This window comes from Cytobacillus sp. Bac17 (genome assembly GCF_024519925.1).
GTDB classification, from domain to species: Bacteria; Bacillota; Bacilli; order Bacillales; family Cytobacillaceae; genus Cytobacillus; species Cytobacillus pseudoceanisediminis.
The window spans coordinates 218,892-230,198 of sequence record NZ_JALJRC010000003.1; the positions used below are offsets into that span (position 1 = coordinate 218,892).

The window sequence follows — 11,307 nt, forward strand, 5'->3', positions numbered from 1 at the left end:
TATTGTCATCTCCTTTTGCAGTATTATGTTTCTTTAAGACCTTACCCTTTTAGCAGGAGGCCAAACTTTTCTGATCCTTAATAGCCCACCATCCGATTAAATCCCTGATATCTGCAAATACTATCCCTGCCACAAATACTGGAGGATGAATGATGAGAGTACTTTTCACCCTTATTTTATTTAGCTTCCTGGGAATGCCTCTATTCAGCGGACAGCCTGCAGAAAAAGAACAAGGGAATCAGCAGGGTCTTTCGGAAGAATATCACGGCCATGTTGAAGAACGTACAGAAGCACCATACAAGCAAATTCAATTGCTGGGCATTAATGATTTCCATGGGCAGCTGAATGTCACTCGGCAGGTTAACGGCAGACCGGCAGGACGCGCTGATTACCTCGCTGCCTATTTGCGGCAGCGTGCTTCTGAAAATAAAAACACCCTTTTGCTGCATGCTGGCGACATGATTGGAGCTAGCCCGCCAGTATCCGCTCTTCTGCGGGATGAACCGACTATTGAATTTTTGAATAAGATGGGGTTTGATATCGGAACTATCGGTAATCATGAATTTGATCGAGGATCTGATGAACTGCTTCGCCTGCTAAGTGGCAGCAGCCCTTCAGCGGCAAAAGTTTATTCCGGTTCCCATTTCCCATGGATTGCAGCCAATGTCATCAGTCAAAAGTCAGGCAAGCCCTTTCTTCCTCCATATAAAATAGTAAACGTTAGCGGGATCCCAATTGGATTTATCGGAGTCATCACGAAAGAAACATCGGCTATTACCGCGCCAAACAGTGTGAAAGATCTGATCTTCACCGATGAAGCTGAAGCCATCAACAAGTATGCCCGAGAACTTAAAAAACAAGGAGTAAGAGCCATTGTGGTACTAGCGCATGTTCCTGGAAAATCAGAACCAAATGGTGAGCATGCAAGAGGCCCGTTAATAGAGTTGGCCCATCAGGCGGATGACGAAGTGGACATTATTTTCGGAGGCCATAGTCATGCCTATCTGAACAGTGTGGTAGATGGAAAGCTTCTTGTGCAGGCCTACTCATATGGCACTGCCTTTTCTGATGTAGATATAGAAATAGATCCCCAGACAAAGGATATTGTCCGCAAACACGCTGAAATTGTGAATGTTTTTCAAGAGAATATCCAGCCCGCAAGCGACATAACCAGGATGATCGAGAGCTATGAAAGAAAAGTTGAACCCTCGGTGAACAGATATATTGGCACTGCTGCCATTCCAATCACAGCCGAACAAAACAGAAGCGGTGAATCAGCCCTGGGCAATCTTATTGCCGATTCCCAGCGGGCAGTGATGAACACAGATTTCGCTTTCATCAATCCGGGAGGAATCCGGGCAAACATTGACGCCGGCAGAGTTACATGGGGAAACTTATATGTCGTCCTCCCCTTCAGCAATCACCTTGTCAAAATGAACCTAACAGGCAGCCAAATTCGTGATGTCCTTAATCAGCAATGGCAGCCAAATTCAACAAGAATTCTTCAGATTTCCGGCTTCTCTTATTCCTGGTATGACAGCCAGCCTTCCGGTGAAAAAGTAAAAGATATTTATCTTCCTGACGGAACAAAATTGGATTCGGACAAGATCTATTCGGTCACTGTAAATACCTATCTCGCTGATGGCGGAGACAATTTTACAGTATTCCGAAAAGGGACGAACAGAGTGACCGGACCAAGTGATATAGATGCACTAGTGGACTATATACAGAATTCAGCACAGCCATTCAGCTCCGCGATTGAGGGACGCATAAAAAGAATAGACTGAAAAAGGACAGCTCGGGGACTGTCCTTTTTTCTTGTTCATTTAATACTAACAGCAGGATCGACATCATATCCTTCTATTAGGATCAGAAAGAAAGGAATAGGATAATGAAAAAGTATATTTATTTTCTCATGCTGTTCGGCGTCTTTTTTCCATTTTTTCATAAGACAGCCATTGTTTTTGAAAACTGGAGATTGTGTACAAATACATCCAAATTGATAGGGATCCAGCTTTATGGACTGGATTCAATGAGAAACCTTCTAATATCATCACTGGCGGCCCTGGTTGCTTTCTTTTTCACCCAGCTATTTATTGTGTGGGACAAAAAACATAAAAGTTCTTAAACATATGAATTGAAGCCTATTCATAAACCGTAAATTGCGGTTTAGTCGGATGGTCAATGACAAGAGCATCATTTGGAAATTTTAAGAGCTTTTTATACAAAACAAGGTCTCCAAAACATCCAACTGTCAATATCGCCCCTAATATCGATAATCCAGGCATATTCAGTACAATTCCAAGAACAAGGGGCAATAAGCCAGTCGGAATGAATGGCAGCATTAAAACCTTTTTCATTTGCTGAACCGTCACTGGCTGTTTAGCATGAGCATAGGCCACACCCAATTTCAAATTGACTCCCCAGGACATTTCGCTCCATGGGACACCGCCAATATAGCGGAAACCTGCCAAATGGATGGCTTCATGCAAGATAACGATAACGGCCATACCAGCTAAAAATAATAGCATACCTATAAGATCAAAAGACATTTCTCCTCCGCCATATATTACGGCATGTAAAAAGAGCACCCCAAATACCAGCGCAATCGTTGCTATGAATAAATAAACCTGCAATTTCATCATTGAAATGGAAACAACCGTTTGTTTTTTATTTTCCAAATTTTCACCCCGCGAGGAATTGGTCGATTACCTATATTTACGGATCACAAACAGCAAAGTTTCAAAAAATGGCTATTGCCGGCAGCTCCCCATTGCCTTTAGCCCTCCGCTTCTAATGCATTACCTTTACCTTGAAGCTTCAGCTGAATAAAACCAAAAATGGACGAAATGATTAATAATATTCCTGATAAAATGTAAATAAGCCGAACACCGATTAGATCAGTTAAGACCCCTATGCCCAAAATGGAGAAAACGAAAATCAATTCGTTTAAGACAGATTTAGCAGCAAGAATTTTCGTGAGCATTGTTTCATCTGCACTATTTTGATACATAGTGGTTTGCGCAAGATCCCGCAGCTGATAGGCAGGTCCCATCAATATTACAAATAGCAGCGCTAAGAAAGGATTCGAAATAAAACCATACCCCAAGGTAAGAATCCCGAAAGCACTGGATCCAATCAGCATAAAAATAATCAAACGGCCTTGCAGTAAATAAGAAAGCCGATAAATGAGGATTCCTCCAGCAATAGTGCCTAAGTAATATCCTCCGTTGATATAGCCCCACCAAGACTCCCCCTTTCCAAGGGCATCCTCCACATAGGTTAACGTAACTGCACCAATCCAAATCGTTCCTGCCCAAGCTTCTATTAAATCCATTAGGATCAGGACTCGAAGCCCTTTATCCTGGAAGAGTAATTTCCAGCCAGCCGTTAGACTGGACAGCATCCGGAAGTTTGAGTTCACAGCAGGTGATTCGCTTTTTTTTATCAAAAACAAGCTTAGAATAGAAATAACAAGCAGAATGATCGTAATGATCAATGTGGATTGTTTGCCAAGGAAAGCTAACAGGATACCGCCAAAGGTCCACCCTGCAAACAAGAAAGTCTGGTCAACACTTGAGAGCAGGCTATTCGCTTTGACTCTTTGCTTTTTAGGAACAACAGCTTTTACCATGGACATTTTAATAGGCGAGAAAAAGCCATTGAAAAAGGATATAAGGGCCAACACTAAGAAAATAGCCATTAACATAAAATCCTTCATTTGCTGCAAGAATAATATCATTAATCCAGCAATCAGAACGATCTGGCTTATCTGGGAAAACTTCAATAGATTTACTGGCTGAAATCTATCCGAAATGGATGGAAGCAGTATATTACTGATCATTCTCGATATTACACTAATCAATGTGACGGCTGCAGAAAGTGCTGTGCTCCCTGTTTCATTATACAAATGCAGCACAACAGCCATCGTGTACAGGGCAAACCCAAGATTCGTTGCTGTCTGGCTTACTAGAAGAGCGTAAAATGAACGATTCATCACTATCCCCCTATCTAAAGTCGTTGCAAACCGGCATGATTTCTATAAAGTTAAGCTCTTAATCTAATATTGAAAATCTATCATTTAGCTTAACATATTGAAAAATGCCTGCAGCAGCCAGCTCGGTAATATGTTCTAACAATATAGATCATGGTAGCTTGTTCCTATTTTTCAGAAAAACATATCACGATTTTCATGAATGTCTGTATAATCAACTTAAACTATTAATAGAAAGGAGCTCAACAGAAAACGTGCTTTACATATGGGATATCGAAAAGATTATAAAAAACACCTTGGATGGGTTCCAATTGGATATTAACTATGAGTTCTGCAATACACTTACTGCACCCATGAGCTACAATGTCTCAACGAATACAATTAAATTTAACTACCTGAAAGTGAACGGCTACATTGCAAAAATTAATTTTAAAATTAAAGAAACAGATGAGAACCTGGTTAAATTAATGCTATTCCATGAAATCGGGTATTATCTGGACTTCAAGAAAAACAAACATGACATAAGAACGCTACTGTACGGAGAAGATGACGAAAAAGAACAGCTCATGTCTGAAATAGAAAAAAACTCATGGGATTATGGAAGAAAAATAGTACCTGAACAACTGGTAAATTCCTATGATCATTTACGGGAATTGGATAAAATGTTCAGCTAGAAAAAGAAATGCGCCTCATTAAGAGACGCATTTCTTTATTAATTCGGTTCCACATGGACGTGAACATCATAAACCCCATAATCCCTCATCATCACTTTCTCCACATGTGTCGCAATATCATGGGCTTCCTTAATATCAAGCTTGGAATTAACCAAAATGACCACATCGATCACTTCATTGTTTCCATAGCTTCTGCCTTTAATATCTTTAATGCCTTTTACCCCGTCTACATTTTTGATGACATCCTGATAATGCTTAATCTTTTTTTCATCAAATCCATCAGAAAGCTCATGGGAGGCTTGTACAAAAATATCCCAAGCCGTTTTGCATATTAAAAACCCGACAACTATGGCTGTTAATGGATCAAGCCAAGGCATGTTCAGCTGCGAACCAAAAATTCCGACGGCAGTGCCTATACTCACCCATGCGTCTGAAATATTGTCCTTTGCCGCTGCCATTACGGCCTTGCTGTTAATTTTAATAGCTAATTTTTTATTATATCGGTATACAAAGTACATTGCAGCTCCAGAAAAAACTCCCGTATATGCCGCAATTATATCAGGAGATTCATTAACCCCATCAAACATGGATGAAACAGCATTAAGCAGAACTTGAAGACCTACTGCAGCCATAATGAAGGATGCTACCATGGAAGCAATGGTTTCACTCTTCCAATGGCCATACCCATGATTTTTATCCGGCGGACGCTGAGAAATCCTCAGCCCTATAAGCACTGCAATTGAAGCAATTATATCTGTTGTATTATTCAATCCATCCGCTTTCAAAGCAGCAGAGTCACTCACATATCCAATTGTTAATTTTAGTACAGAAAGACATATATAAGCTGCAATACTAATAAAAGCAGCACGCTCGCCTAACTTAAGGTTATGATACTTTTCCTCTTCCATGCCCCAGCCTCCTACTTTACCCTTGATTATATTACCAAGCGGAATTCGGGTGGGTCTAGAGCAATCTTTTTGTCTTTTATTAAATAAATAAGCAAAGTGCAATTAAGTTGTACTAGTGAAAATTTAAGCCAGCCCCATAAAAGGCTGGCTTGATTTGAATCATCTTAATGTGCATAAAGAAGAAACAGAATTTGTACAGCATGAAAGAAACAGCCCATCTTCCAAGCAAAACTATGCCTTCTTAAGACTCGCCTCAAACAAATCGATAATTTCCAAAAATCTCTCAGCTTCTCTAAACGTATGGTCAGCCAGAAGAGGATGAATATTGCTTTTGATCCGGCATGCCTCTATTAATTCTCTGGCTGTTTTCTTAAAGTCCCTTAACGAAGCAACTGATATTTTATTCTCATTTAAAAAATGGCTAAGTATTGGTTTCGTTTCTGATTCAGGCTGCATAGAGTCAAGATCAACAGCTTGAAAGACCAATTGGTCAAAATCATGGCTAAACTCTCTTGCCTGTTCTACCAGCTTTCTTTCCGAAGGATCTAGTAAATGGCCAATAAACTTAGCATGGTCAGCCATGATCCTTAGAAAGAAGACATTTTCTTCTATAATGGCTTCCGGTTTTGGTGCGAGTATCCCTGAGTTGAGGTCTTTTAATCGATTTGCAAAGTATGCAGCTTCTCTGCTGATATGGTCAATTAATAAAGGAAAATTATTTGAACGGATTTCGCATCTTAATGTCAGCCCCAGCACTTTCCTCTTATAGCTCCAGATGGCAGCAGCTGCTTGATAAACCTCGTTATTAAATGCTTGAACCTGTCTAAGTTCTGAGTTGATTGTAAATCTGGCCAGCTTTTCCTCGATTCTTTCAAATAGAGCGATAAATTGCTGTGCTTCGGCAATTAATTGTTTCTGTTCATAGGTAAACCCCAAACTTAAAAATAGTGCATGTTCTTTCATAATCCTGGACCAAAATTTAATCTCATCCAGCGATCTAACGACTATTGGATCCGCCATGTCATCCCCTCCCCAATTACTCACTCCTTCTCATATATATTTATGATTTCCTGCCATTATTCTATTTTATTGAAGCTGATAAACAAGCTGATAAATGTAAAAACTGCTCCCAAGAACGGCAGCAGTCATTCTTTTACTCATATTTTGAAAAATCCATAACATAGCTATAAATCAAGTATACAACCATTGCAAACGCGGTTGAAATAAAGCCCCAGCCCAGCGTAATCTGCTCGATGACCAAATAGTTATTGCAAAGCTGTACAGGGGACCAGATATATAGCCATCCCAGAGCTAAAAATAAGATAGTAAAGAAAATAATGAGAGCATGCTTCCAAAATGAACTTAGCTTTGGCCAGCTGTCCCGCAATGGCACACCGGCCAAAAATGGAAGGGAGATAAATTTAAAGACTTCTACACTCGTAAGCGTCAATGCTTCATCCATTGTCCTTGGCAGAGACCAATACACCATAATGATTGAAAACAGCAATATACCCGGCACTCCGTTTTCATTCCATTTTGAGAAAAATCCCGTGAAGCGATTCTGAAAGAACTTTGCCATGAATATGCCAGAGATCACCAGTAAAGGCATTTGCATATGCATATGGGTAATCATGATGGACTCCAGAAAATCAGCTGCAGGCGGGAGCATCAATCCAAGAAGCAGGAGTAATCCGTAAACTGATGACTTCATCATTCTTTCCCTCCGCTCTCGAGAATCTCCGTCACCCTTTCAGCCGCTGCTTCTATTAAGGTGTAATCCATGACTTCAACTAAGTGTCCTTTTGGATTCACCAGATAAAAGGCAGAGTTATGGGCAAAATTTCCGTATTCATCAGGAATGACTATGACACCAAATCGATCAAGCAAAGATTTAAGCTCCTGCTGTTTCGGTATCCTCGCCATTCTCCACGTTTCCCCGTCACTGCCAAAAGCCTTGCGGTAAGTATCCAATGTTTCCGGAGTATCCCGCTTTGGATCAAAACTAATGCTCAGGAATTGAATATCATGGCCAATATACTCTTCTGGAATCCGTTTATATACTTCAGACATATTAACCTCCAGTTCAGGACAAACAGTACCGCATGAAGTATATAAAAAGGTAATAAACACATACTTCCCTTCAAATTCTGTGAAAGAATAGGTCCTCCCGTTATTATCTTCAAGTGTTACATCCGGGAACTGAGGCTTTTCATCCATTAACTGATTAACCCTGGCTTTTTCAGCAGTGAAAGCCTGAAAGCCATCTGTGCCAATGTAAAAAAGGAGCACGCCAAACACCAGTACAGCCAAGCTGGAAAAAGCCGTTTTATTTTTTGGAAACATGATTCATCACTTCCTTTTAAAAGAAAGAGACAGCCCTGCATCCGAGCTATCTCTCTTTCCTTACCAGGTTTTATAAGGAGGTGAACCTGGAGGAGCATTGACAATAAAATCGACCAATGGAATGACATAAGCCATGCCGACAAGGACAATCATACACACAATCCATAATCCCCAGCGCTCTGTCCATCTAGGTGTTGGCGCTTCATCCTCTTCCACTTCCGCAACAGGGAATTCTGTGTTTCCTTTTGGCGCAAAGAACATGAGGTAGAATACAGCATATACCTGCATAAGTACACCGATCATCAGAAGGGTACCACCGATAGCCAGGAAGAACAGATAAGGGTCCCAGCTTAAAGCAGTTGCATTGTCAAAGTATGTTGAATAGGAAGTTCTTCTTGGAGAACCCAGCAGACCCACCCAGTGCATCGCACCGGACATGATGATCATACCGAGCGTCCATATGATCGTTTGTATAACCCCAAGTTTATTAATCTGCGGTGTCAGCATTCTTTTTGATACATAAGGAATAAGCCAGTAGCTGATACCGAAGAACGTCATGACCACAGACATGCCAAGTGTTAAGTGGAAATGACCGACAATCCACATTGTGTTATGAACTACCTGGTTCAATTGGTTTGTGCTTTGTACTATTCCGCCGGCTCCGGCAGGAATAAAAGCAGCCATCGCGATAAATGGCGCGAGGAATCGAACATCTCCCCAAGGAAGTTTCTTATACCAGCCGACAAGACCTCTTCCGCCTTTTTTTCTCGCTGTACGCTCAAATACTGCAAACATAGCATAAGCAGTCATTAATGAAGGGAAGCCAATTGCCAAACTCATAAACACGTGCATGTATTTCACAGGTTCAGAAATACCAGGATCAATAATCTGATGATGGAAGCCGCCGGTAATATTCATAATTACAAGTGCAATAACCACAATTCTTGTTAAAAGGTCATTCCACCTACGGCCGCCAATAATCTTCGGCACTATGACATACCAGGCAGAGACCGCTGTTAAATACCAGATGTTTACCAGCGTATGGCCGAACGCCCAGAACAGCGTGCGTGCAACCATGACATTTATTGTCTCCACCCATCCAAAAGCCCAAGGGATAATGGTAAAAACTTCGATGGCTACAGGTATGCTTCCAAAGAATAAGAGAACAAATACACCGGTTGCAAAGAAAGAAAGAATAGGGATATGCTGGCCGGGATTCCTCTTTCGCCAGCTAGCCACATTAATAAAGGCACCAAAGGCGCACATCCATACACCCAATACAATGAAGACTAAACCGATATAGAAAATGGGTGAAGCAGCCATTGGCGGATAGAACGTATACATAACAGATGCTTCATTCATTAAAATCGGAATCACAGCTAGGACAAATCCGAAAATCTTCATCCAGAAGCCGATCCAAGCCATCTTTCTTACCTTAGGAAGCAGGCCTCCCAGAGTATGAGATAATCCAGCATAAAAGTAACCAATTGTGAAGAAAGCCGACAGTACGACTACCAGCAGCAGACCGTGAGCTGTAAGAACCTGATAATAGTTCAGCCATGCCGGCAATTCCAGCATTCCAGCCCGATTCAGCCCTTGCAATAGTCCAAGTATTCCGCCAAGCAGGATGGCTAAGAAAGCAACAGATAAATATGATTTCGTTATTTTTGCATCCTCCAGGCTAATTCCCATAACTTTATTTGCTTTATCCTTAAGTGCTTGTGTTTTTCCTGTTTGCTTAATAACTGTTTCCACTGTTTATCCCCCCTTTATTTCACCGTAATGGTGGTGCTCATCATCTGATGACCCGCGCCGCAGTACTCATTGCAAAGAACCAAATATTCACCTGGCTTATCAAATTTCTGTGTGATCTTTTGTACATAGCCAGGCACAACCATTGCATTTAGGTTCGTGTCAGCGACTTGAAAGCCATGCACAACATCCTTAGATGTCATGGTAAAATGAACTGTCGATCCTGCAGGCACTTCAATTTCATTTGGGGTAAAGCTGAATACCTGAAGAATCATAACTACTTCATACTCATTCTCGCCTATCTTCTTAATCCCAGGATTATCGAACGGCGCTGTTTCATCCACTTTTTGAGGATCAATTCGCTCTCCATAGCTTGGCGGCCCCATCTCCAGGGCGAATGTCTGATAGCCCGTAATCAGCATGAATCCAATAATCATTCCAAAGCTTAATATCAGCCATACCTTCTCCGACCGATGCATCATTTTATATCCCCCCTATAATCTGGCCATGTACAGGCCATACACAATTAAATAAGTAACAAAGATCCCAAGCCCCACAACTGTAACTGAAAAGAACGTACCCCTTAGAGAGTTATGTTCCTTTGAACTGCTCTGGACCACCTTTCGCGTTTCCACCTTCCATCAGCTCCTTAGCTTTGTTACCTACATCATAGTTGAGAAGGGTTTTCATAAAAGTGAAATGAATCACACTTTTTTCATATATCTTCGCAGGCAAAAATGCTGAAATACTAACAAAAACACAGTAATATCAAGGCTTTCTTCCAATGAATTTTGTACTGGCAAGCATAACGATTCACAAATAATTCACAAAAAGTTAATTCACCTGATTTGTAATGAATCTCAAGCTTTAAAAGATTAATGTAAAGAACATAAGGATTTGAGATTTTAAGTTAGAATTTTGATGAAGTATGTAAACTATCGTCTTAAACTAATCGGCAGGTTAATAAAATTTAAGGAAAACTGGGGGATATTTTGGATGTTTTGTAATTTTGGCTTTTTCATTAACAGCTGGAGCGTTCTTGAAATATTTTCAGATGATAAAGTTAAGGAACTGAATAATAGAGGAAAAGAGTTGGAAGATAAAACAGAATGAAAATCAGGCGGCCGATACTAAACTAACGAGAGATTGAATATCGTAGAGAAAAGGTGAAAAAACACAGTATGGATAAACTCCATATGTATTAGTATAATTACCAAATACCTCAAGGGACGGGATTTTACCATAGAAATATAAATCGGTCCAATAACCGTTTTATATTTCTCCAATACAAAAAAACTAACTCCTATTGGAATTAGTTTGAAAATGGTATGTATAATGGTGGGCCTAAATGGACTCGAACCATCGACCTCACGCTTATCAGGCGTGCGCTCTAACCAGCTGAGCTATAGGCCCATGTTGGAGCGGGTGAAGGGAATCGAACCCTCATCATCAGCTTGGAAGGCTGAGGTTTTACCACTAAACTACACCCGCATATGATTATGGTTTGGAGGCAACACCCGGATTTGAACCGGGGATGGAGGTTTTGCAGACCTCTGCCTTACCACTTGGCTATGCTGCCTTAAAAATGGCTGGGCTAGCAGGATTCGAACCTGCGAGTGACGGAGTCAAAGTCCGG

At 40.9% G+C, this 11,307-nt stretch carries 13 protein-coding genes and 3 tRNA genes; 4 read left to right on the forward strand and 12 right to left on the reverse strand.

What is annotated here, in order from left to right:
• The first annotated feature begins 152 nt into the window (after window positions 1-152).
• Together NR125_RS07795 and NR125_RS07800 are read left to right on the forward strand one after the other, a co-directional pair.
• Window positions 153-1,787: a bifunctional metallophosphatase/5'-nucleotidase gene (locus tag NR125_RS07795; RefSeq protein ID WP_034297475.1), complete on the forward strand. Its 1,635-nt coding sequence runs from the start codon at window positions 153-155 to the stop codon at window positions 1,785-1,787.
• A 104-nt stretch (window positions 1,788-1,891) separates the two neighbouring features.
• Window positions 1,892-2,128 (forward strand): hypothetical protein, encoded by a 237-nt coding sequence (locus tag NR125_RS07800; RefSeq protein WP_019381133.1) that lies wholly within the window; start codon window positions 1,892-1,894, stop codon window positions 2,126-2,128.
• Window positions 2,129-2,144: 16 nt separating this feature from the next.
• Here the strand turns inward: NR125_RS07800 and NR125_RS07805 are convergent, their stop codons facing one another.
• A complete protein-coding gene (locus tag NR125_RS07805; protein WP_009335530.1) occupies window positions 2,145-2,681 on the reverse strand; it encodes a DUF3267 domain-containing protein in 537 nt (178 codons plus the stop codon).
• A gap of 98 nt (window positions 2,682-2,779) precedes the next feature.
• Window positions 2,780-3,997 (reverse strand): MFS transporter, encoded by a 1,218-nt coding sequence (locus tag NR125_RS07810; protein WP_009335531.1) that lies wholly within the window; start codon window positions 3,995-3,997, stop codon window positions 2,780-2,782.
• 251 nt (window positions 3,998-4,248) lie between these two features.
• Between NR125_RS07810 and NR125_RS07815 the strand changes: the two genes are divergently transcribed.
• Window positions 4,249-4,668 (forward strand): hypothetical protein, encoded by a 420-nt coding sequence (locus tag NR125_RS07815; protein ID WP_019381135.1) that lies wholly within the window; start codon window positions 4,249-4,251, stop codon window positions 4,666-4,668.
• Between the two features lie 38 nt (window positions 4,669-4,706).
• Here the strand turns inward: NR125_RS07815 and NR125_RS07820 are convergent, their stop codons facing one another.
• The 7 genes from NR125_RS07820 to NR125_RS07850 all read right to left on the reverse strand — a co-directional run bounded on the left by NR125_RS07820 (window position 4,707) and on the right by NR125_RS07850 (window position 10,306).
• On the reverse strand, window positions 4,707-5,576 hold the full coding sequence (locus tag NR125_RS07820; RefSeq protein ID WP_009335533.1) for a cation diffusion facilitator family transporter: 870 nt from the start codon (window positions 5,574-5,576) through the stop codon (window positions 4,707-4,709).
• 231 nt (window positions 5,577-5,807) lie between these two features.
• Window positions 5,808-6,596 carry a DUF2935 domain-containing protein gene (locus NR125_RS07825; RefSeq protein ID WP_009335534.1) on the reverse strand — a complete coding sequence of 263 codons (789 nt, stop codon included), beginning with the start codon at window positions 6,594-6,596 and terminating at the stop codon, window positions 5,808-5,810.
• 133 nt (window positions 6,597-6,729) lie between these two features.
• The gene (locus NR125_RS07830; protein WP_009335535.1) at window positions 6,730-7,290 is read right to left on the reverse strand and encodes a hypothetical protein; all 561 of its coding nucleotides are present in this window, start codon (window positions 7,288-7,290) and stop codon (window positions 6,730-6,732) included.
• The gene (locus NR125_RS07835; RefSeq protein ID WP_009335536.1) at window positions 7,287-7,919 is read right to left on the reverse strand and encodes an SCO family protein; all 633 of its coding nucleotides are present in this window, start codon (window positions 7,917-7,919) and stop codon (window positions 7,287-7,289) included. Before NR125_RS07835 ends, NR125_RS07830 begins: the two co-directional genes overlap by 4 nt.
• A gap of 60 nt (window positions 7,920-7,979) precedes the next feature.
• Window positions 7,980-9,674, reverse strand: coding sequence for a cbb3-type cytochrome c oxidase subunit I (locus tag NR125_RS07840; protein ID WP_009335537.1), 1,695 nt, complete (start codon window positions 9,672-9,674; stop codon window positions 7,980-7,982).
• A gap of 14 nt (window positions 9,675-9,688) precedes the next feature.
• Window positions 9,689-10,153, reverse strand: a complete 465-nt coding sequence (locus NR125_RS07845; RefSeq protein WP_009335538.1) for a cytochrome c oxidase subunit II — start codon at window positions 10,151-10,153, stop codon at window positions 9,689-9,691.
• Window positions 10,154-10,165: 12 nt separating this feature from the next.
• The gene (locus NR125_RS07850; protein WP_139266893.1) at window positions 10,166-10,306 is read right to left on the reverse strand and encodes a cytochrome c oxidase subunit 2A; all 141 of its coding nucleotides are present in this window, start codon (window positions 10,304-10,306) and stop codon (window positions 10,166-10,168) included.
• Window positions 10,307-10,592: 286 nt separating this feature from the next.
• Between NR125_RS07850 and NR125_RS07855 the strand changes: the two genes are divergently transcribed.
• The gene (locus NR125_RS07855) at window positions 10,593-10,784 is read left to right on the forward strand and encodes a hypothetical protein (protein WP_256814948.1); all 192 of its coding nucleotides are present in this window, start codon (window positions 10,593-10,595) and stop codon (window positions 10,782-10,784) included.
• A gap of 223 nt (window positions 10,785-11,007) precedes the next feature.
• Here the strand turns inward: NR125_RS07855 and NR125_RS07860 are convergent.
• The 3 genes from NR125_RS07860 to NR125_RS07870 form a co-directional block, all read right to left on the reverse strand.
• Window positions 11,008-11,084: transfer RNA gene (locus tag NR125_RS07860), tRNA-Ile, on the reverse strand.
• Between the two features lie 4 nt (window positions 11,085-11,088).
• Window positions 11,089-11,162, reverse strand: a tRNA-Gly gene (locus NR125_RS07865).
• Window positions 11,163-11,176: 14 nt separating this feature from the next.
• Window positions 11,177-11,250 (reverse strand) — tRNA-Cys (locus NR125_RS07870).
• Between the last annotated feature and the right edge of the window lie 57 nt (window positions 11,251-11,307).